Annotated in this window: 20 protein-coding genes; 12 read left to right on the top strand and 8 right to left on the bottom strand. The window is 46.4% G+C overall.

Features of this window, described 5'->3' with window-relative positions; all coding sequences use genetic code 11:
* Nucleotides 1-8 precede the first annotated feature (8 nt).
* Together RH46_RS20280 and RH46_RS20285 are read left to right on the top strand one after the other, a co-directional pair.
* Nucleotides 9-2,207 (top strand): nucleoside hydrolase, encoded by a 2,199-nt coding sequence (locus tag RH46_RS20280; protein WP_006881404.1) that lies wholly within the window; start codon nucleotides 9-11, stop codon nucleotides 2,205-2,207.
* A 211-nt stretch (nucleotides 2,208-2,418) separates the two neighbouring features.
* A complete protein-coding gene (locus RH46_RS20285; protein ID WP_006881405.1) occupies nucleotides 2,419-3,207 on the top strand; it encodes a substrate-binding periplasmic protein in 789 nt (262 codons plus the stop codon).
* Nucleotides 3,208-3,234: 27 nt separating this feature from the next.
* Here RH46_RS20285 and RH46_RS20290 read toward each other — a convergent pair whose 3' ends face one another.
* From RH46_RS20290 to RH46_RS20325, 8 genes are all read right to left on the bottom strand, one after another.
* Complete coding sequence (locus RH46_RS20290; protein ID WP_006881406.1) at nucleotides 3,235-4,050, bottom strand: GGDEF domain-containing protein; 816 nt, start codon at nucleotides 4,048-4,050, stop codon at nucleotides 3,235-3,237.
* Between the two features lie 284 nt (nucleotides 4,051-4,334).
* Nucleotides 4,335-5,300 (bottom strand): sensor domain-containing diguanylate cyclase, encoded by a 966-nt coding sequence (locus RH46_RS20295; protein ID WP_006881407.1) that lies wholly within the window; start codon nucleotides 5,298-5,300, stop codon nucleotides 4,335-4,337.
* On the bottom strand, nucleotides 5,297-6,280 hold the full coding sequence (locus RH46_RS20300) for a response regulator (protein ID WP_006881408.1): 984 nt from the start codon (nucleotides 6,278-6,280) through the stop codon (nucleotides 5,297-5,299). The genes RH46_RS20295 and RH46_RS20300 overlap by 4 nt, the downstream gene beginning before the upstream one ends.
* Nucleotides 6,281-6,452: 172 nt before the next feature.
* Nucleotides 6,453-7,388 carry a hydroxymethylglutaryl-CoA lyase gene (locus RH46_RS20305; RefSeq protein ID WP_006881409.1) on the bottom strand — a complete coding sequence of 312 codons (936 nt, stop codon included), beginning with the start codon at nucleotides 7,386-7,388 and terminating at the stop codon, nucleotides 6,453-6,455.
* Between the two features lie 9 nt (nucleotides 7,389-7,397).
* A complete protein-coding gene (locus RH46_RS20310) occupies nucleotides 7,398-8,216 on the bottom strand; it encodes an enoyl-CoA hydratase-related protein (RefSeq protein WP_006881410.1) in 819 nt (272 codons plus the stop codon).
* A gap of 3 nt (nucleotides 8,217-8,219) precedes the next feature.
* Nucleotides 8,220-9,833, bottom strand: coding sequence for a carboxyl transferase domain-containing protein (locus RH46_RS20315; protein WP_006881411.1), 1,614 nt, complete (start codon nucleotides 9,831-9,833; stop codon nucleotides 8,220-8,222).
* A gap of 9 nt (nucleotides 9,834-9,842) precedes the next feature.
* Complete coding sequence (locus RH46_RS20320) at nucleotides 9,843-11,012, bottom strand: isovaleryl-CoA dehydrogenase (RefSeq protein WP_006881412.1); 1,170 nt, start codon at nucleotides 11,010-11,012, stop codon at nucleotides 9,843-9,845.
* A 57-nt stretch (nucleotides 11,013-11,069) separates the two neighbouring features.
* Complete coding sequence (locus RH46_RS20325; RefSeq protein WP_006881413.1) at nucleotides 11,070-11,444, bottom strand: MerR family transcriptional regulator; 375 nt, start codon at nucleotides 11,442-11,444, stop codon at nucleotides 11,070-11,072.
* Nucleotides 11,445-11,621: 177 nt separating this feature from the next.
* On the opposite strand from RH46_RS20325, the gene RH46_RS20330 reads away from it, so the two are divergent.
* The 10 genes from RH46_RS20330 (at nucleotide 11,622) to RH46_RS20375 (ending at nucleotide 22,561) form a co-directional block, all read left to right on the top strand.
* Entirely contained in the window at nucleotides 11,622-12,833 is a 1,212-nt protein-coding gene (locus RH46_RS20330) for an acetyl-CoA C-acyltransferase (protein ID WP_006881414.1), read from the top strand.
* Nucleotides 12,834-12,863: 30 nt separating this feature from the next.
* Nucleotides 12,864-14,357, top strand: coding sequence for a CoA-acylating methylmalonate-semialdehyde dehydrogenase (locus tag RH46_RS20335; RefSeq protein ID WP_006881415.1), 1,494 nt, complete (start codon nucleotides 12,864-12,866; stop codon nucleotides 14,355-14,357).
* 9 nt (nucleotides 14,358-14,366) lie between these two features.
* Entirely contained in the window at nucleotides 14,367-15,521 is a 1,155-nt protein-coding gene (locus RH46_RS20340; protein ID WP_006881416.1) for an acyl-CoA dehydrogenase family protein, read from the top strand.
* 13 nt (nucleotides 15,522-15,534) lie between these two features.
* A complete protein-coding gene (locus RH46_RS20345; RefSeq protein ID WP_006881417.1) occupies nucleotides 15,535-16,323 on the top strand; it encodes an enoyl-CoA hydratase in 789 nt (262 codons plus the stop codon).
* Nucleotides 16,324-16,334: 11 nt separating this feature from the next.
* On the top strand, nucleotides 16,335-17,465 hold the full coding sequence (locus RH46_RS20350) for an enoyl-CoA hydratase/isomerase family protein (protein WP_006881418.1): 1,131 nt from the start codon (nucleotides 16,335-16,337) through the stop codon (nucleotides 17,463-17,465).
* A 12-nt stretch (nucleotides 17,466-17,477) separates the two neighbouring features.
* On the top strand, nucleotides 17,478-18,380 hold the full coding sequence (gene mmsB / locus RH46_RS20355; RefSeq protein ID WP_006881419.1) for a 3-hydroxyisobutyrate dehydrogenase: 903 nt from the start codon (nucleotides 17,478-17,480) through the stop codon (nucleotides 18,378-18,380).
* Between the two features lie 16 nt (nucleotides 18,381-18,396).
* Nucleotides 18,397-19,155 (top strand): SDR family oxidoreductase, encoded by a 759-nt coding sequence (locus RH46_RS20360; protein ID WP_006881420.1) that lies wholly within the window; start codon nucleotides 18,397-18,399, stop codon nucleotides 19,153-19,155.
* Nucleotides 19,156-19,386: 231 nt separating this feature from the next.
* Nucleotides 19,387-21,699 carry a methyl-accepting chemotaxis protein gene (locus RH46_RS20365; protein WP_006881421.1) on the top strand — a complete coding sequence of 771 codons (2,313 nt, stop codon included), beginning with the start codon at nucleotides 19,387-19,389 and terminating at the stop codon, nucleotides 21,697-21,699.
* A gap of 115 nt (nucleotides 21,700-21,814) precedes the next feature.
* Entirely contained in the window at nucleotides 21,815-22,162 is a 348-nt protein-coding gene (locus tag RH46_RS20370; protein WP_006881422.1) for a HopJ type III effector protein, read from the top strand.
* Between the two features lie 45 nt (nucleotides 22,163-22,207).
* Nucleotides 22,208-22,561, top strand: a complete 354-nt coding sequence (locus RH46_RS20375; RefSeq protein WP_006881423.1) for an MmcQ/YjbR family DNA-binding protein — start codon at nucleotides 22,208-22,210, stop codon at nucleotides 22,559-22,561.
* Nucleotides 22,562-22,727: the final 166 nt, after the last annotated feature.

Genomic DNA, 22,727 nt, shown 5'->3' on the forward strand with positions numbered 1-22,727 from the left:
AAGTCGCAATGCGAAACAAGGAAGTAGTCAACAACAGTCGTAAAGTGAACAAAGCACTTTTAGTGGTAACTAGCCATACACAACTAGGTGACACAGGGCAGAAAACTGGTTTTTGGTTTAATGAAATGGCGACCCCGTTTTGGCGTTTTTATAACGCGGGTTACGAGGTCACGATCGCATCGATTCAAGGAGGTGATGCTCAGGCAGATCCTTTGAGTTGTAGCGGAGAATTTGTTACCCAGCAGGTAAAGCAATTTCAGCAATCTGACTACGCCATGTCGCTATTAAAAAATACCGTTTGTATCGACGATGTAGATTCAAGTGTATTTACCACCATCTTTCTTTGTGGTGGACACGGTACGTTATGGGACTTCAGACAGAGTTCTGGCTTAGCAAGGGTTGTCAGTGAATTCTATGCCGACAAAAAGTTGATTGGCTCAGTATGCCATGGACCGACGGGACTGTTGTCGGCGAAAAAAACTGATGGTTCGCCTCTGGTCGAAGGGCTTAAGTTGACAGGCTTTAGTGATGCTGAAGAAAAACTCACGCCACCCGAATACATTAAAGCACTCCCATACCACTTAGAAGATGAGTTGGTAAAAGAAGGTGCTGCCTATCAGTGCGAGAAACCAAGTGCTAAGTTTGTCGTGACAGAGAAAGGTTTGATTTCAGGTCAAAACCCAGATTCAGTGGATTTGGTGATGGATACAATTCTTGACGCACTAGACAAGAAAAGTGTTTGGATTGATACCGACATATCGATTGGTACCCGTTCCCCGCAAGGCGCCCTTTGTGATGTTGACGATGCTTACGCATTACTCTCTCTTTTTAATGCCAGTAACCTTAAAATAGAAGGTATTAGTGCGACTTACGGTAACACGGATGTCGATACCGCGCTTTCTCTGGCAAGACAGGTCGCCAATCGATTTGGGCCAATCGGGCTACCTGTGATGAAAGGGGCCGCCCAACCATTAACAATTAATGATGTGGCTGAAAATGATGCAACCAAAGCGCTGGCAGAGAAACTTAAGCAAAAATCAATGACGGTCGTAGCGTTGGGGCCTGCAACCAATATTGCCTCATTGATACTGCTATACCCGGATCTGGTGAGTAAGATCGACCAGATTATCCTTGTGGCCGGGCGAAGTAGCGAGAACGAACACTTTGTCGTAGGACCGAAGCAACAGACGCCGTTTCGTGACCTAAATTTTGACCTTGACCCTGATGCGTTTCGAGTGTTACTTGAGAGTGGCATTCCACTGGTCCTGACGCCTTTTGAACTGGCCAATCAGGTCTGGATTAGCCAGAGTGATCTGAATAAGCTTGGTGAAGGGTGTGATGCCGCCAGGTACCTCAGCGAAAAATCTCAGCCTTGGTTAGAAATGTGGCTTAGTGTTTTTTCAGCTCCGGGTTTTAATCCTTTTGATGCACTCGCTGCAGGCTTCGCGAAAAATCCGAACCTATATCAGGCACAACGTTTGCCTGTCGAAATCCGCATTGCAGCGGACGATACTAAGGCAGGGCGCTTTGGTGTTGCTAACAGCTATAAACCCTATTTAGTGGCTTCAGCAGAGTGTCAGAGCCCTTACTCTGTACTGTTTTGTACTGGGGTTACGCCTGATTTTGCTTCATCACTTATTGATAGCATCGAAGCTCCAAGTGACCCGTCTAAGTTTATTACCGCCGTTTCTCATCTAAATATCGTGGTTGACGACATTGAAAAGGCGACTTCGTTTTACCAGCGAACGTTAGGTTTTGTGCAGGCGTACGATGAAGATGGTTCAATTATGGATTACCCTCGTTTGAATCTCGCTTCATTTGCCAAGGATGCAGGGTTTGAAAACGGTAAAGTTGACCTCGATATCCGCTTTTTACATCATCCTACAGCGGGACTCTATCTGGAATTAATGCGCTACTATGAGCCGGTCGGAGACCAAAGAGTGACGATAAAGAACACCAATGATCTTGGTGGTATTCGTCATACGGCCTTGGAAGTGAGTGACATTATGGCTGCGTTTAATCACCTTAAAGATCAACCAGGTGGTGAATTGGTCAGATATCCTGATGGTTGTGGGGATAAAGAAGTTGAAGGTCCGCCAATGGTACTTTCTCCTTATACGATGTCGTTCTTCTATTGGCGTGATCAGTATGGGGTTCAGTGGGAGCTAGAGTGTGGGCGTAAGCGAGGATACCTACGCGGGATTTAACCATTGCTATTTGAAGGTCATGGTGAGCTAGCCATGGCCTTTGTTATGTCTAAGGATCAACTACCCAAAGCTGCCTTGATCGCCAAGCGGTACGCAACACTTTATCATCAGGACAGAATGATGTTGGTGCATCATTCTGTAAGCTACTCTTCCTAACTCATTCTTGCCGAGCCTATCGACTACACTGTAATAAAAACGTGTGGTTGTTGTAATGAACAGGGTTATCAATGCTGCTTTGCTAACTTTATTAATTTGGTACGGTGGTACGAGTCATGCCAGTGAGTATGAGAGAGTTAAAATCGTTAGCCATGAGTGGAAAGGTTATACAGATGCCTATGGCACGGGCTTATACTGGGATATTATTCGTGAAGCATTCGATACACAGGGGATTAATATCTATGTTGAAGTGATGCCGTGGAAACGAGCCAAACATGCAGTCGAACACAATGCTGCAAATGCTTATGTGGGGGACTATTATCACCCACAACATGATGGGCGACAGTTTCTTTATCCGCGCTGGCACCTGAGCATTGAAGAGGATGTGGTCGTTGTACTCAGTCACAGTGACCTAATGAATTGGCAACAGCAAGGGCTTAATTCGCTTGCCAATAGAAAAGTGGCATGGGTCAGGGACTACGGATTCGAACATCAGCTACTGCAAAATATCCCCGTTAATATGAAAGAGGTCGATGACGTATATTCCGCCATTGAACTGATTAAAAAAGGCAGAGTTAATGCTTTACTTGACTATCGTTCTGCACTGACTGGTAGTGACTTACTCTCATCCTCTCAATATAGTATTCGTACTGCCAAGGCTGGCGAAAAACTGTACGTCGTATTCTCCAATAGTCTTGAATCACAACGCCTAATTGATACTTTTGACTTGGGAATGGAAGAATTAGTAAACAGCGGGCGTTTAGAAAATATATATCAGAAGTATCAATTAGATTATCAGCCTTACTATAACTCAGTTATTAAGCAGGGGTTGCTAACTAATTGATCCTAAAGGTATATGATTCTAAGTGTTCTAATTAAATAACATTATTTCGACTCTGTTTTTTCCATTCTTTTTCGCGATGTACAACGCTTTGTCTGATCTTGAAATAGCATACTCTTTTGCTTCATTGGGCTTGAGTTGTGATATACCGAAGCTAGCGCTAACACTTCCTACCTGATTGAAATGAGTCGATGAAATAGTATTTTTTAAATGGTTGGCAATGACACTCGCTTGATGAATTGAGTGAGAAAACAACACGATAATAAACTCTTCGCCGCCCCATCTCACAACAAAGTTTGGTTGGTCAATGTTGCTCTTCAATATCTTTGATAATCGGATTAACGTTTCATCGCCAATGTCATGACCATAGTTATCATTGATGGTTTTGAAGTTATCGATGTCACAGATAATAAAGCAGGCTCCTTGATGCGAGGTTACGTTAGTCTGTTGGTTGTCGAATAGATTGTGAAAACCTCGTCGATTAAGCAGCGAGGTTAACGGATCCGTCATTGCCTGCTCCCGGAGTCTAATGTTTAACGCAAGTTGTTCATCTAGTTTACGATTTAGATCTAACGTTTCTTTGCTACTTGTGTCGAGAACAATTGAATTACCATATATCAGGTAAAGGATCTTATCCTTATTAGAAATAAGGATTATGGCAATGAGAAAAATAACTAAACTTCTCATCCAAAGTTCAACTTTACTAGGTTGAAGTACGCTATAAGAAAAGCTGTTTCCTTGTTCAAAAATCACTAGATCAATTAAAGAGTCTAATAGCCAGAAGCTAACAGAAAGCGTTGAACCAAGAGAAAATAGGACCAATTTGTCATTAGGATAGAAGTTCATATTGCCACCAGCTAAGCGTTACAAATTAAATATAAGAATCTAGTGACTACTAATGTTCACTTTATTATTAGTCTAGGTTAGGCATGAGTTACTCTTGAGGGCAAGTTTTTTATGCTCTGTGCCAGAATTATGATGCAAAAATGCCAAATGATTATCTCAAGGTGTGAGCAAGGTCTAATTCGAACCTTGCTCTAGCAGTACTTTATATGTGGATTGTTTGTATTATACAAATCGATTGGGATAGGTCTGTAAACTTTGGAATGAATCGTGGTTAATTTGCATGACTATTCAATAAATGACGATTCGAATACAGTCGAACGGTTTCGCCCTGACTCCTTAGAAAAGTAGAGTGACTTATCAGCATGTTCAAGCCACGCGAGATGACTGGATTGTAATGGTGAAATCTCACACACACCTAAGCTAATGGTGTACTTAACATCATGCTGTTCACATTTAACTACCGAGCTTTCAATACGCTTGCGCAATCGCTCGGTAAAGTAGAGAGCCTGATTCGCACATGTGCCAGGCAAGATAACGGTGAACTCTTCACCGCCATAGCGTCCGCAAATGTCCGAACTACGAGAGGCTCGTTTTAGTGCTTCAGCGGCGTGACGGATAACTTCATCGCCGACAGTATGTCCGTAAGTGTCGTTAACCCGTTTAAAATGATCGATATCGAAGATCACCAGTGAAGAGACTTCCCCCGTTACCTGGCAATGCTCGTACTCTTTTTGCAGGTTCACTTCCCAGTGAGCACGGTTATAGAGTTTAGTCAGGCCATCGGTTTGGCTCAAATTAGACAGTTTCTGGTTTGAATCCATTAAGTGGATTTTGTTTTTAGCGATATCGGTAACATCGTTGATGATCAAACTGACGTGAGAAACTTCACCATTAACTGACGTTAGTGGAGAAAAGGTAATGTTCTGACGCATTTCACTTAAGCCATTGGAAATTGGACTGAAGTTTTTAAATTTAAACAGATACGGTCGATCTTCCCAACAGGAAAATCCACGACTGTTTAGGGTAAACGCGGTATTAACTTTCTTTCTTAGCCAGGTTTCAGGAAGATCATCGACAACACTAAATAGCACTTTACCAATTATCTGCTCAGCGCTGATGCCACTGTATGATTGCATGAATGAGTTCCAGGCACAGACCTTGTAATCTCTGTCGACTACGATAAGACCAGCATCAAGATCACCTATGATTTGCATTGCCCAGTGAAAATCGCCGATATCATTTGCCGTCATATTAGGCTCTCCAGAATTTGTTGAATGGCATCAAGAGACTCGTTATCCATCAAGAAAATAATGTCACAGGCTACATCGAGGTTTTCTGCTTTGTAGACAAATTCAATCGTAAATATGTCCTGATCATACTCTTCAAGAAAACCGCTTGAGTTTAACGATACCTGCAGAGGTTCTTTCTCAAGCACAATAGGCTGACGCAACGAAATAGAAATATCTAACTGCTTACTGAACGAGACCAAAAACGAAGAAACCAACAGATTAGAAATGTCGAGAATCACTTCATTGGTCGAATTGACCTCTTCACCACAACTGTTACTCGCTAACTGTTCAAAGCCGCTACCATGCAGACATACCAGCGCTTCGCCATTGATACCGTTGCCAACAAAACGTTGCGAAACAGCGCGAGATTCAGAGTTGTTTACTATGTCTTGAACCGTCATCTTCAATTCTGACTGGTGCAGAGAGGCGACATTAGGTAGTGGCATTTCTATAAACTTGCCAACTTGTTCAGCGATGATAGAAGCACTGGCACCTAGAGCGACATTGCTCATTTCGCGAATCGCTCCCATTAAGTCAATTGCATTTGGCGTTAACTCTGGGTGCAGCGTAGTCGTCGCTTTTAGTGGGATAGCGAACCTATCAAATAACTCGACTAAATCTGAGGTGACAAACGGTTTTTCAATGAACTCGTGAGCGCCAAGCTCTAAACAGCGGTTTTTTGCCTTGACTTGAATATCACCGGATACGACAACGATATGGGTTGGATAGTGGTTTATTGGCAGAGAGGCGAGTACCTCAAAACCGTCCATCACAGGCATGGTCAAATCAAGGAACAACAGATCGATATTTTGCTTAGTCATCGTTTCTAGTGCGGATTTTCCGTTTTCAGCCTGGAAAATCTGCAGAGAATCTGAAGGGGAAATACGACTGATAATGGATTTGCGAGCGATTAACGAGTCATCGCAAACTAGTATGTTCATGACGGTAATTTATACACCTGTAGCAGAGCACCACATAATAAGTGGGCTGATGGGTATGTGTCAGTATTGTGACGCTTGTTCAAACTATTGACTGCATAGTTAACACTTTTGTTGCTGATAATTCACGCACTTTTTTTGGAGAGATAACAAAAGTTGGATGATCGGCACATAATTATGTATGAAAATTGCACTGTAATGCGCGTGAAACATTTGATGCAGGCAGGATGTTCAACTTTTGGCAGATAAACCAGCCAGCTTTGACGAGTTTTTCGAGGTCAACACCCGTCTCTAAACCTAGTCCGTGGCAGAGATAGAGAACATCTTCAGTTGCGACATTACCGGATGCTCCCTGAGCATAGGGACAGCCGCCAAGCCCTGCGACACTTGAATCTATGGTATTGATGCCCATCATCAGTGACTGGTAAATGTTAGCCAGAGCCTGACCGTAGGTGTTATGGAAATGGACGGCAACATTTGCAGGTGAAGTGTCCGCGAGAATCGCAGAGAGAAGATGCGCGGTTCGGTTTGGTGTGGCGGTACCGATTGTGTCTCCTAAAGAGACCTGATAACAACCCATGTTGAGCATTTCATTGGTTAAACGAGCAACTTGCTGTGGCTCTGTTGGCCCATCATAAGGGCAATCCGCAACACAGGACAGATAGCCCCTGACTGGAATTTTGTGTTTAGACGCCAACTCTATCACGTCCGTAAATCGTTCGAGGCTTTGAGAAATAGAGCAGTTAATATTACGTTGGCAAAAGCCTTCAGATGCTGAAGTAAACACGGCAACATGGTCTACGTGATGCTGTAACGCAGATTCAAGACCACGGACGTTAGGTGTCAGGGCAGAGTAGGTGACGCCGTTGGTACGATTAATCTGATCAAACACGCGATCGGAATCAGCCATTTGCGGTATTTTTCTGGCTGAAACAAAAGCGCCGCATTCGATCTCTTTTAAACCAGTGGTAGAGAGTTGGTTAATCAGTTCCACTTTAACTTCAGGCGCGAGGGCTGCTTCATTCTGCAATCCATCTCGCGGTCCAACTTCAAAGATGTTGACGGATTGCAACTGATTAGAGAGCGGCGTGATTATGCTTGGTTGTTTCATGGCGACTCCCTAACTCTCTTTTTCATCCCACTTAGGGGAACGTCTCTGTAAGAAAGCCGACAAACCTTCCTGCCCCTGATCTGAAACTCGTATTCTGGCGATAAGCTGGCTGGTATAGCGCATCAGCGCTTGGTCTATTACGATGTTGCTGCAGTGATGACATAGCTTTTTAGCTTCAACCATAGCTTGAGGGCCGTGTTTAAGCAGAGGTTGTAACCAATGGGTGGCATCATGCTGCAAGCTTTGAGGTGCGGATATCTGATGAATCAGGTTAAGCTGCAATGCGGCTTGCGCGTCGATTCTCTCGGCAGAAAGCATATAGCGTCTGGCATTTCGCACGCCCATGGCACGAATCACATAAGGTGCAATAGTCGCAGGGACCAAACCCAGTTTCACCTCGCTTAAACATAGCTGACAATCCTCGCTGGCAAACACCATGTCACAGCAACATATCAGACCTAATGCCCCACCAAATGCACAACCTTGAACTAAAGCTATGGTGGGTGTTGGGAAGTGATCAAGCTTATCGAGTAAGGTCGCTAACTGATAGGCATCGAGCTGGTTTTCTTGTTCACTTTTATCGACCATAGAGCGCATCCAATTAAGATCCGCCCCTGCGGAAAAATGCTTTCCTTGTCCCGATAAAACAAGGCAACGTACCTGTGGATTGGCAGATAATGAGTCGAGTAGTGCGATCAACTGAGCGATGACTTCGGCATTAAAGGCATTAGCTTTATCCGGACGGCATAAGGTGACAGAGGCGACGCCATGGTGATCAATATCCGCAATGACATCCGGAGTTAGCGAGTCTGAAGATTTATTTACCATAGGTCACATCCTGAATATACCAAACTGACTGTCGGCAATGGGGGCTCGAAGAGCCACTTTAAGCGCTTGAGCTAATACCTGACGCGTGTGTTTGGGATCAATGATACCGTCGTCCCATAAACGGGCGCTGGCATAATAAGGGTGGCCTTGTGTATTGTATTGCTCAAGAATTTGCTGACGAAATTGCTCGGCGTCCTCAGTCGCCCATTCTTGTCCCTGACGTTGCATTACCTGCTGCTTTACTTGAGTCAGAACACCAGCAGCTTGCTCTCCACCCATGACTGAAATACGCGCATTTGGCCACATCCACATTAGGGTGGGATCGTAGGCGCGACCACACATGCCATAGTTTCCTGCACCATAAGAACCGCCAATGATGATGGTAAACTTAGGCACATTTGCACAAGCCACCGCCATGACCAGCTTGGCTCCATTCTTGGCAATTCCTCCTTCTTCGTATTTTTTTCCGACCATAAAACCAGTGATGTTTTGCAGGAATAGAAGCGGCACCTTACGTTTGGCGCATAATTCGATGAAGTGAGCCCCTTTTTGCGCAGACTCTGAAAACAAAATGCCGTTATTAGCGACAATACCAATCAACTGACCTTCGATACGAGCAAAGCCACACACGAGTGTTGTACCGAATAGGGCTTTAAACTCATCAAACTCAGAACCATCGACGATACGAGCAATGACTTCACGAACATCAAACGAGAGACGAAGATCAGAGTTAACCACGCCGTAAAGCTCTTCGCTTTTATAGCAGGGTGGAGATATCTGTTGGCTTGCTGGGTCCGCTTCTATCTCACAGTGCAAATTGGTGTTGGCTACCGCTTGCCGAGCCAGTTGCAGTGCATGATGCTCATCTTCCGCATAGTAATCAGCAACCCCTGATTTACGGCAGTGAACATCTGCGCCACCCAGTTCCTCATCAGTAACAATTTCACCTGTGGCGGCTTTGACTAAAGGAGGGCCGGCAAGAAAGATGGTACCTTGTTGTTTTACAATGACTGAAACATCGGCCATCGCTGGAATGTAAGCCCCACCTGCAGTACATAGTCCAAGTACTAGCGCAATTTGTGGTATCCCTTTGGCAGACATGCGTGCCTGATTGAAAAATATCCGACCAAAGTGGTCTCGATCCGGAAAAACTTCAGCCTGATGGGGTAAATTGGCACCACCTGAATCAACCAGATATACACAGGGAAGTCGGCAGCGCTCGGCGATTTCCTGAGCCCTGAGGTGCTTTTTAACCGTAAGTGGGTAATAGGTACCACCTTTAACCGATGGATCATTGGCAATCACCATGCATGACAGTCCGTTGATTTTCCCAATACCAGCAACGACACCAGCGCAAGGTACGTTCTCTTCATAAACTTGCCAGGCGGCAAACTGGCCAATCTCAAGAAATGGCGTATCGGCATCGAGCAGTTGATCAATCCGTTCTCGCACTGGCAATTTGCCCTTTTTACGTTGGTGCGCGAGTGCCTTTTCACCACCTCCAAGCTTGATCGACGCTATATCAATCTCTAATTGGTTGACTAAGCCAGACATAGCGTCGAAATTCTTGAGATAGAGTGGAGCTTCGGTGTTAATTTTTGATTTAATAACCGCCATGCTGCCCCCTTAACGAGATTCTTCAAACAGTTCGCGACCGATCAGCATACGTCTGATTTCGGACGTGCCAGCGCCAATTTCGTACAGTTTAGCGTCGCGAAGTAAACGACCAGCAGGGAACTCGTTGATGTATCCGTTACCGCCAAGTAGTTGGATTGCATCGAGGGCTATCTGAGTGGCGAGTTCAGCACTATAGAGAATAACCCCAGCCGCATCTTTCCGGCTGGCGTGTCCGCTATCGCAGGCATTAGCAACAGCATACACATAGGCACGAGCAGCATTAGAGCGGGTGTACATATCGGCCACTTTCGCTTGTACCAGCTGAAACTCACCAATTGAGCGGCCAAACTGTTTACGGTCATGGACATAAGGTATGACAAGGTCCAGACAGGCTTGCATAATGCCGAGTGGACCTGCAGCGAGAACAACGCGTTCGTAATCCAGACCACTCATCAGCACTTTGACCCCTTGGTTGACTTCGCCCAAGATGTTTTCGATGGGTACCGGACAGTTATTGAAGACTAATTCGCATGTATTTGATCCACGCATACCAAGCTTGTCGAGTTTCTGTGCATGCTGGAACTGGGAGACGGATCTCTCGACGATAAAGGCGGTTATGCCATGAGAGCCTTTGTCAGGCTCCGTTTTTGCGTACACCACAACGACATCTGCATCAGGACCATTGGTGATCCACATTTTAGAACCGTTTAGTAGATAGTGATCGCCATTGAGCTCGGCCTTAAGCTGCATGCTAATGACATCAGAACCCGCATTCGGCTCACTCATCGCAAGGGCGCCAACGTGGCTACCGTCGATGAGTTTAGGCAGAAACTTTTCGCGTTGCTGCTGATTGCCATTACGAAATATCTGATTCACACACAAATTGGAGTGGGCGCCATAACTGAGTGCAACTGAAGCTGAAGCGCGACTTATCTCCTCCATTGCGACCACATGAGCCAGATAGCCCATCCCGGCACCGCCGTATTGTTCAGACACGGTAACGCCAAGCAGACCCATCTCGCCGAGAAGTGGCCATAATTGATTGGGGAAAGAGTTGGCCTGGTCTATTTCCCCAGCAAGAGGAGCAATTTGTTGCTGAGCGAAGCTATTGACGTGCTCGCGCAACAAATTGATTGATTCATCCTGACCAAAGTTGAGTGGAGTGTATTGGCTTGTCATGACGCCTCCGATAATCGGTTCAAAACGTAGATTTCGAAGACGGTTTGGACGTTTAACTTATTGAGAGTCCACAACTAATGCTTGTTGGCAACGCGCTCTGGCGATATTGAGGTCATCAAGCATACTGTTAATGTCTTCGAGCTGGCGCAGCAGCACCGCTTCCTTTTCATCAATGATTTTCAGCATTTCTGTTAGCTGAGTTTCACCTTGGTGCGTGTCATACAATTCGAACAATTCACGAATCTCAGCCAGAGAAAAACCGAGACGCTTACCACGCAAAATAAGCTTCAAACGGGTTTTGTCACGGCGGTCGTAGATTCGCATGCTGCCTTTACGTTCGGGATGAATCAGGCCTTCATCTTCGTAAAAGCGGATGCTTCGAGTCGTGACATCAAATTCTTTGGCAAGGTCGCTAATCTTATATTTTTCCACTGAATAAACTTTCCTGTGCATTGCTAAATTGGGGCTAAAAAATGGCAGGTAGTTATGGTCTTTGATTTCATCTACCCGCGAGAATGGTTTTATTTCGTTTCTTTACGTTTACGTAAATGTTAGTGCTATGCTTACGTAAACGTCAAGAAATTAAGCCAGCTTAAAAAGGGGCGTCGAATGGAACAGAAACAGATATGGATAGTGTCGGCTAAGAGAACGCCAATCGGTCGCTTTCAAGGAGCACTGAGCAAGTTTACTGCGCCACAACTCGGTGGTATCGCCATTCGCGCTGCATGTGACCAGTCTGGATTACAGCCGGAGAGCATTGACGAAGTTTTTATGGGGTGCGTGCTCCCCGCAGGCTGCGGACAAGCTCCGGCAAGACAGGCGGCATTGGCGGCTGAGCTACCGTTGAGCAGTGGCTGTACTACGGTCAACAAGGTGTGTGGCTCTGGGATGAAATCAGTAATGTTGGCGCATGACTTAGTCCTTGCTGGCAGCATACAGTGCGCGATTGCTGGTGGAATGGAGAGCATGACCAATGCCCCTTATTTACTTAAAGAGTCGCGCAACGGAATGAGGATTGGTCATAAAACCACGTACGACCATATGTTCCTGGACGGCTTGCAAGACGCATACGAAGGCGAATTAATGGGCGTTTACGGCCAGCAAATCGCTGACAAATATCAGTTCACTCGTGAGCAGATGGATGAGTGGGCAACTCAGTCCGTAGAACGCGCTTTAGCGGCACAGAGTCAAGCGATGTTCGAGCATGAAATGGTGACTGTCGAGATTTCAAACGGCGAGCCACTCAATTACGACGAGCTTCCCCCTTCAATCGATTTATCCAAGATAACCAAGTTAAAGCCTGCATTTGCTCCGGATGGGACGATAACCGCTGCAAACTCAAGTGCCATATCTGATGGTGCTTCAGCTCTGGTTGTCATGAACAGTGACAGTGCGAAACGCCAAGGCATCAAACCACTGGCGATAATCAAAGCCCACGCCAGTCATGCGAGAAAGCCAGCAGAATTTACTACGGCGCCAGTGTACGCAATCAAACAGCTTCTTTCTGATTTGGATTGGGAAATTGATGAGGTTGATCTGTGGGAGATTAACGAAGCTTTTGCTGTCGTTACCCAGATAGCCGTGCGCGAACTTAACCTTGACCAAAACAAAGTGAACATCAAAGGCGGCGCATGTGCGTTGGGTCATCCAATTGGTGCAAGTGGTGCGAGAATTCTAACTAGCTTGATTTATAGCCTGAGACAGCTGCAGTCCTATGGTGTCGATGGTGATGCAAGTAAACGCAAAGTGATGAAAGGCGTCGCGGCGATCTGCATAGGTGGTGGCGAAGCAACCGCGATCGGTATCGAAATCCCGTTATAAAGATGCGAAACAATTGAAAAGGAAATCATGATGACACAGTCAGTCAGTTTATTTATTGGTGGTGAATTCTGTCAGTCTGAAACGAGCGATTGGATAGATGTCACTAATCCTGCGAGCAATGACATCATCGCAACCTTGCCCTGTGCAACTGAGGACGAAATGGAAAGGGCGATAGACAGTGCCCTGCAGCAGTTTAAGTTGTGGAAAGAGGTTGCTGTGTCAGACCGAGCGCGCTTGATGCTCAGATATCAGCATTTGCTCAAAGAGCACCATGATGAGCTGGCGGAACTGTTATCGAAGGAGACCGGTAAAACCACGGTCGATGCTAAAGGCGATGTTTGGCGCGGTATCGAAGTGGTCGAGCAAGCAGCCAATATCGCCAGCAATATGATGGGGGAAACCGTAGAGAATGTTGCGACTGACATTGATACCTACTCACTGATTCAGCCGTTAGGTGTATGCTGCGGTATCACACCTTTTAACTTCCCGGCCATGATCCCGCTCTGGATGTTCCCGATCGCCATTGCGGCGGGCAATACGTTTGTCCTTAAACCTTCTGAACAAGTCCCACTAACAGCGATGCGCCTCGCTGAACTGTTTGAACAGGCAGGCGCGCCAAAAGGTGTGTTACAGATTGTTCATGGTGGTAAAACTCAGGTCGATTATCTTCTTTCTCATCCGACGATCAAGGCCATCTCGTTTGTTGGTTCAGTTCCGGTAGCTAAATATATCTACCAGACAGGGACTTCCCATAACAAGCGCGTTCAGGCCTTTGCTGGTGCGAAAAACCATATGGTGGTGATGCCTGACGCCAACAAAGCTCAGGTGATCAGTAATCTGGTTGGTGCCTCAGTGGGAGCGGCAGGTCAACGTTGTATGGCTATATCGGCAGCGGTATTCGTCGGTGAATCAAAACAGTGGATCGATGAACTCGCGACAGAAATGGCCAAAGTTAAGCCTGGTGTCTGGAATGATCAGGCGGCAGGGTACGGGCCGCTAATCAGCCAGCAGGCGAAAGCGCGAGTCATTGGCCTTATTGACGAAGGAAAAGCGCAGGGAGCGAAGTGTCAGCTTGATGGCAGCCAATGCAGTGTCGAAGGCTATCCGGATGGAAACTGGCTGGCGCCAACCTTGTTTAGCGGTGTGACGACCGATATGTCGATCTACCAGCAAGAGATTTTTGGTCCGGTTCTGGTCTGTCTTGAAGTCGATACTTTAGAGAAGGCGATAGAGCTAATTAATAACAACCCTTATGGTAACGGTACCTCGATTTTTACCGCCAGCGGAGCTGCTGCTCGAAAGTATCAACATGAGATTCAGGTCGGTCAGGTCGGGGTCAATGTGCCTATTCCTGTGCCATTACCGTTCTTCTCTTTCACTGGCTGGCGCGCAAGCTTCTATGGTGACCTGCATGCTTATGGCAAACAGGCGGTGCGTTTTTACACCGAAACCAAAACAGTCACAGCACGATGGTTTGAAGATGATATCCCAAGCGGGCCAAACATGACGATTCAACTACGTTAAGGAGTCGCTATGGATTTTGAACTCAACGATGATCAAAAAGCGTTTGCTGATATGGCAAGTCAGTTTGCTCGCGACAAACTTATGCCAATGGCGGCGGAGTGGGATGAGCAGCAGACTTTTCCGAAGCAGATACTAGCCGAGGCAGGTGAGCTGGGCTTTCTCAGTCTCTACACTCCTGAACAAGCTGGTGGTCTGGCACTAAGCCGACTGGACGCCTCGCTGATTTTTGAACAACTGGCGATGGGGTGCACTTCAACGACGGCTTTTATGACTATTCATAACATGGTGACCTGGATGGTGGGGAGTTTTGGTACTCAGGCGGCGATAGAGAGTTACTGTCCTAAGCTGATTAGTGGCGAGTGGCTAGGCTCATACTGCTTGACTGAGCCTAATGCAGGTTCAGACGCCGCCGCACTGACTACATCGGCAAAACTGACCGAGCAGGGTTATGTATTGAATGGCGCTAAGGTGTTTATCTCCGGCGCGGGTGACACTGATGTACTCGTGGTGATGGCGAGAACCGGAGAAGCTGGAGCGAAAGGTATTTCGGCCTTTATTGTGCCTGCAGATAGCCAAGGGATCAGCTACGGTCGAAAAGAACCGAAAATGGGTTGGAATAGTCAGCCGACGCGCAGTATCAGCTTTGACAATGTTGTTGTACCGGTTGAGAACTTGCTCGGTGAAGAGGGACAGGGGTTTACCTTTGCCATGAAAGGCCTTGATGGCGGGCGGATAAACATCGCGACTTGCTCAGTGGGCACAGCTCAACAAGCGCTTAATCAAGCAACTCAATACCTGAAAGAGCGCAAGCAATTTGGACAGCCACTGGCTCAGTTTCAGGCTCTACAATTCAAGTTAGCCGATATGGCAACCGAATTGGTCGCGGCACGACAAATGGTACGCCTTGCTGCAAGTAAGCTGGATCAAGGTTCTTCAGATGCAACTGCGTATTGTGCGATGGCCAAGCGTTACGCCACCGATATTGGATTCGCGGTTTGCGATCAGGCATTACAGCTCTATGGCGGCTATGGTTATATCAAAGAGTACCCAATGGAGCGTTACTTCAGGGATGTTCGTGTCCACCAAATTCTTGAGGGAACCAACGAAATCATGCGAATGATCGTCGCGAGACGGTTATTGCAAGAAGGGGCACAGCTACTTTAGGGGATAAGCAATAATGTCACAGCAACAAAATCGCTTAATAGAATACAAGATAGACAACCATGTCGCCGTGTTGACCATCAACAATCCTCCGGCTAACACCTGGACTCGCGATAGTCTGATAGAACTCAAACAGTTGGTACTTGAACTTAACGTTAGGCCGGACGTCTACGCGCTAGTGTTGACCGGACAAGGCGAGAAGTTCTTTTCTGCAGGGGCAGATCTTAATCTGTTTGCGTCAGGAGACAAAAGCATTGCAATAGACATGGCACAAGTGTTTGGGGAAGCCTTTGAAACTCTCTCTGCGTTTCGTGGCGTTTCAATAGCAGCAATCAATGGTTATGCAATGGGTGGTGGCTTAGAAGCCGCATTGGCGTGCGATATACGCATTGCTGAGCAGCAAGCACGACTTGCGCTACCCGAAGCCAAAGTCGGTTTGCTTCCTTGTGCCGGTGGCACCCAGAATCTGACCGCATTAGTCGGTGAAGGGTGGGCTAAGCGGATTATTTTATGCGGAGAGCAACTAGATGCCAATCAGGCGCTAACAATCGGATTAGTGGAAGAAGTCGTTGAACAAGGTCAAGCACTAAGCAGTGCCATCGCCTTAGCAGAAAAAGTGGCTAACCAGTCACCAACGTCTGTCACCGCTTGCAAAGAACTGATCCAAAACTGCCGCTCAAACTCGATTGTTCATGGACTGGTCAACGAGCGAGAACTGTTTATTCGCCTGTTCGATAGCTATGACCAGAAAGAGGGCGTAAATGCATTCTTAGAAAAACGTGCACCGCACTGGAAGAACAGTTAGGAGGAATGAGCATGAAGGATACCGTCCATTTCACTGAGTTAACCTGTAGCGACAATAGCCACAAAATTGCTGTTGCGACACTGGATAATGCAGCATCACTTAATGCGTTGACCTTCGACATGTTGGTAGCATTAAAAGACCAGTTGGAAATCTGGCACGAAGATGACGCGATTGTCTGCGTGCTGCTTGATGGCAGTGGAGATAAAGCCTTTTGTGCTGGTGGTGATGTGCGAACGATGCATAACGTAATGCGCGATAAAAGTCCTCAACAGGTACAAGAGTTCTGTACCACATTCTTTAGCGTCGAATATCAATGTGACTATCTTATCCATACCTACTGCAAGCCAATTATTGCCTGGGGACAGGGAATTGTAATGGGTGGGGGAATGGGACTGTACATGGGGTCTAGTCACAAAGTCGTTACGCCTGAGTCGAGACTGGCGATGCCAGAAGTCACTATCGGGCTCTATCCTGATGTTGGCGGAACCTGGTTCCTTAACCGATTAGATGCTGGTATCGGTATGTTCCTTGGTATGACGGGCATCATGGTTAATGCTGGCGACGCTCTCGAGCTTCATCTGGCCGACCATATTGCATTGGCGGAGCATAAATCGATGCTGCTCGATCAACTACAGATCGCGGATTGGGACTGTGTCGAAGATGCGTATGAAGTGGTCACCGAATTGTTAGAAAGCTTCGATGCACAAAGCAATCCTTATCGGCCAGAGCTGCAGATTATGCCCCATTTCCCACAGATACAGCAGGCATGTGATGCCGATAGTGCTCTTCAAGTGGTGGACAACATTCACGCATTGGAAGGCAGTGAAAAGTGGCTGGCGATTGCAAAAAGTAATCTTGCTTCCGGTAGTCCAATCACGGTCCACCTTTGTTACCGTCAGATGACGGAGTGCAATCAGTTGTCGTTGGCTGATTGCTTCAGAATGGAGCTTAATCTGTCAGTGAGAAGTGGTTTGCTCGGTGAGTTCCAGGAGGGTGTCAGAGCCCGACTCGTTGACAAAGATGGTCAACCGAAATGGCGTTACCCGAATGTAGCAGCGGTCGACTCCAAGGTTATTGATGAAATGTTTACCTCGCTCTGGAGTGAGCAAGCGCATCCACTGGCACAACTAGGCCACTACTAAAGGAGAAACAAGATGACAACGATCGCGTTTATTGGCTTAGGCAATATGGGGTCGCCAATGGCCCACAATCTTATTACTGCCGGGTTCAATCTACAGATATTCGATCTGGTAGAAGAGTTGACTCGTCCACTGGCAGAACAGGGGGCTATGGTGTGTCATTCATTGCAACAAGTGGTCGAGAACGCTGATGTGGTGATTACCATGTTACCTGCCGGAGAGCACGTTAGGTCAGTTTACCTCGGCAATGAAAACGATTCGGGGCTGTTGAGCTATGTAGCACCAGGTACGCTTATGATTGACTCTTCGACAATAGACCCTGAATCAGCGCGAACGGTCGGCAGCGCAGCGCAGAAGCAAAGTCTAGAGTTTGTCGATGCACCGGTTTCAGGGGGCGTAGCGGGTGCTAAAGCGGGGACATTGACCTTTATCGTTGGTGCCAATGATGTGGCATTTGAGCATGCCGAGCAGGTACTCAAGCATATGGGTAAGAACATCTTTCATGCTGGTGGCATAGGCAGTGGCCAAATGGGCAAAATCTGTAACAACTTAATGCTTGGTATATTGATGTCCGGTACCTGTGAAGCCCTTACCTTAGGTATAGATAACGGGCTGGATCCTAAAGTGCTGTCTAACATCATGTTACAGAGCTCGGGGAGAAACTGGGCCTTGGAGCTTTATAACCCTTGTCCCGATGTGATGGAAACATCGCCGGCATCAAACAACTATCAACCGGGTTTTATGAGTAAGCTGATGCTCAAAGATCTGGGCTTAGGTATGGAAGCTGCTGCCAAGAGCCAGTCATCGGTACCTATGGGAGCGTTGGCGCGTAACCTCTATGCACTTCACAACGCCAATGGTAATGAGTTACTCGACTTCTCCAGTTTGTTCGAGTTTTACCAGTCTAAATCGGAATAACAAAAGGGTTAAATCGATGGAGTTAAGAGAAAGCGTTATAGCGATTACTGGAGCAGGTCAGGGATTGGGGCAGATGATGGCAATCACTCTCGCTCATTATGGAGCAGAGCTGGCATTAATGGATGTTAACGAGCAAGCGTTAAAAGAGACTCAAGATCAGTGCCATATGTTAGGCGTTAAAGCCCTGACGTACTGTGTTGATGTCACCAGCGAAGGTCAGGTTGAACAAGTTTTCGGTGACATTGTCACTGATTTTGGTCGCCTGGATGGTTTGATTAATAACGCTGGGATTCTGCGTGACGGGCTGTTAGTCAAAGTGAAAGACGGTCAGGTGAGTAAGATGTCACTTGAGCAGTTCAATTCGGTGATAAACGTTAACCTGACAGGGACTTTTCTATGTGGGCGAGAAGCGGCATTAAGAATGATTGAAACCAATTGTCATGGCGTGATCATCAACATCTCCAGCGTTGCTCGTGCGGGTAATATCGGTCAAACCAATTACGCGGCATCAAAAGCTGCGGTGGCAACATTAGCAACCACTTGGGGCAAGGAGTTAGCCCGCTATGGTATTCGCGCAGCAGCTATCGCTCCAGGTGTAATCGAAACGCCAATGGCGGCTCAAATGAAACCAGAAGCGATAGCTCGATTAGAAGCTATGATCCCGGCGGGTAGAATGGGGAAGACATCTGAGATTGCCAATACAGTGAAGTTCATATTTGAAAATGATTATATCAACGGCAGGGTAATTGAAGTCGATGGTGGGATACGAATGTAACTGAATGTTCTGGTGTACTTTGTCGGTAATTACTTAGTTTAGTAAGTTATCAGAACATCTAATTGAAAAGTTGAAACCTGTTGCTTACACTCAAATGTAAGCGTGCATATAGAAATAATAACAACAGTTGAAGTATCAAGGTGTGCGTGACTATTTTGGGTCTTAACGCGTTAGCTGGCGATTCCTCAAATCAAAAAAGCGGACTTGAGCACTCCGCGAGGGGTTGTCGTTATGAAAATCGCAACAAAAATGGTGTTGGCTTCAACACTATTATGTTCTTTAGCCGTTGTCGCAACGGGCATCATCGTCGGTTGGCGATCATCGGGTCTTTCCGAAAGTGCGCTTTATCAGCGTGCAAACAGTCAATTAATATCTGTACGAGAGATTAAGAAAAACGAAATAGAGAACTATTTCAATCAAATCGCAGGGCAGGTAGTGACTACTGCTAATGCGGTCGGCGTACAGGATGCCATCAGCCTGTTTACTGAAGCCTTTGCCAACTACCCTGTTGATGGGGTGAGTGACGGTGATATCGGTAAATTGCGTGATTACTACCAAACCAGTTTTGGTGCTACCTACCGTCAGTCAAATTCAGGTCAGTCTGCAGGCGAGATAGATAAGCTAAACAGACTCTCTGCCACTTCCAAGGCCCTTCAGGCCAGATATATTGGTACAAATCCTAATCCGTTAGGTGAAAAACACCAGATGATGAGTGACTCTCTAGGCACGGAATACGATAGAGTACACAGCATCTATCATCCAAGTTTCAAAGGTTTTCTTGAGCAGTTTGGTTATTACGATATCTTTCTTGTCGATAGTCAGGGCTATGTTGTTTACTCAGTATTCAAGGAGCTGGATTATGCAACCAACCTGAATAACGGCGCGTATTCAAATAGTGGGTTGGCAAAAGCATATAAGCGGGCATTGAGTTTATCAGCCAATCAGTACCACTTAGAGGATTTTGAACCCTATTTCCCTTCTTATGAGGCGGCGGCATCTTTTATTGCAACTCCGATTAAACGTGGCAACGAAACGCTAGGCGTACTGGTGTTCCAAATGCCAGTCGATGAGATCAATCGAATTATGACATTCGATGGTAACTGGAACTATGCTGGTCTTGGCGAAAGTGGCGAGACCTATCTGATTGGCCAGGATGGATTGTTGCGCAGCGAATCACGCTTCTTAATGGAGTCACCAGATGAATATTTCGCAGCCTTAAGCGAGGCGGGAGTGAGTTCGTCAGTGCTCAATCAGATACAGGCCAAAGAGTCGGCAATTGGCCGTCAGCCTGTTTCGACACAAACATCAAAAGCCGCATTGCAAGGGCAGAGTGGTTACGCTTCAATTTTTGACTATCGTAACGTCGAAGTGATGTCAGCCTATGCTCCGGTTACAGTGGCTGGACTGTCATGGGGTATCATTACTGAAATTGACCGAGGTGAAGCTTTACAGGACATTAGTACCCTCAATAATGCAGTAATAATGACGGTCGTAACCAGCATCATTGTGGTTGTGATTTTGTCGATTGTGATCTCCTATTTCCTTGGTAGTAGTATTGCGAGACCGATCAGCTCAGCAAGCCGAAAAATTCAACAAATTAGTGCAAATAACGACCTGACTCAACGCCTCAAAGTCGAAGGCAAAGACGAAATGACCGACCTAGCCGTATCGTTAAACGGCTTGTTTAGTCATCTGCAGGACATCATCGGCAAGTTTGGTCAGGCAACCAACAACCTCAACAGTAATACCCAGAGCATGGCGGGTAATATGAATAACACCCGAGACTCTGTAGCAGACCAGAATGCCAGAACTGAAACGGTCGCGACGGCAGTCAATCAAATGAGTGCATCGATTTCTGAAGTCGCTCAGTTTGCTAATCGGGCAGCAGAGTTTGTTAAACAAGCAAATGACACCGGTAGCGAAGGCGTGCAAATCGGACAAAACCTGGGCGAAGAAATCTCGCGTTTGGACGCTGAAATGCAAACTGCGGTAGCTGCCATTGAGCGACTCAATAATGAAACTAACTCTATTGCTGAAGTACTGGATGTTATTCAAGGTATTGCCGAACAAACCAACTTGCTGGCGTTAAACGCAGCGATCGAGGCTGCCCGTGCTGGTGAGCAGGGACGTGGTTTTGCTGTCGTAGCAGATGAAGTGCGATCTTTAGCGGGGCGTACACAAGCCTCTACTGAAGAGATTCGCGGCAAAATAGAATCGCTACAGCGTGAAACTCAAGGCGTGTCAACGAGTATTCAAAATGCCAACTCCACGGTTTCACAAGGGGTGACGACTTGTGATGAAAATACTCAAATGCTTGAGCAAATCGTGAGTATGTTGAATGAACTTAATGAAATGAACGTACAAATCGCCGCGGCGACTGAAGAGCAAAAAGCAGTAACCGATGAAATCAGTGGCAGCATCACTTCGATTGCGGACGCTTCAGCGTCGGTATCCGTTCAGGTTCAGGATGCTGACGACGTGTTGCAAGGTATTTCGAACGAAGCCGAGCAACTAAACTCTGAGGTCACTCAATTCAAATACTAACCAGTTAAGGCCGTTCAGTACCGACGATTAGAGGATTAATTGTCGGCACTGTACGCCTTTCTTTCTAACACTCCATATTATAAAGTAATCCTAAATCAATGGAGTACTGACAAATATGGAACTACACGCTTTCCTCGATAAACTTTCGACATCACCTGATAGCATTCAATTTGAAGAGACCATGGCGGTAATTGAAGCCAACTATCTTTTTACCCCAACTGCCTTTACTAATGGTGATACCAAAAACCAGGCTGACCAAAATAACGGCTCTTGTAAGATCTTTGCCTTTGCGCAGCTTAACCAACTAGAGCCAGCGGCTGCATTGGCGTGCTTTGGTAATTTTTATCGTGTTGATGTGCTGGGCAATCCACAAGGGGATGACCATGCAAATATCCGCAACTTCATCAAATATGGATGGCAAGGTATTGCATTCGAAGGTGAAGCACTCAGTGCAAAAGCATAATTAAAAGGAGCTGCGTGCTCCTTTTGTTCTTTTTGGAGTCATGGTATGAACAACCTACAACTGGCTAAGTTTCTCGACACCTTTGTTAGCGCAGAGTCTGGTTATCCGTTTGGTCCAGAGGCATTAGTCTATAAAGTGAAAGGAAAGATGTTCGCGATTCTCGCAATGCGGGAGGGGCGTGAATATGTGACGTTAAAAGTTGTTCCGGAAGATGGAGAAGTACTGACCAGCCAGTTCAACGATATTACCCCGGGCTATCACACTAATAAGCGTCATTGGATAACCATCTATTATCCCGGAGATGTGGAAGATGGCTTAATTGAAGACTTGTGCGAGCGTTCTTACGAGTTGGTGGTGAAAAAACTTCCTAAGTCACAGCAGGCAACACTCGGTGTATAGGCCACTTCGCTGAGTAATCGCTGTTCATTTAGATCAAACAAGCACCATATTGCTTCAAAACCCAGCAAACAAAATAAAAAGTGATATTTTTATTTGACTCTCATCGCTCAATCCGTAAAGTATGCAGCGAACGCAACGGTGGGTAACCTAAAGCGTTGAAAGGAAA

This window comes from Vibrio brasiliensis LMG 20546, from assembly GCF_000189255.1.
GTDB classification, from domain to species: Bacteria; Pseudomonadota; Gammaproteobacteria; order Enterobacterales; family Vibrionaceae; genus Vibrio; species Vibrio brasiliensis.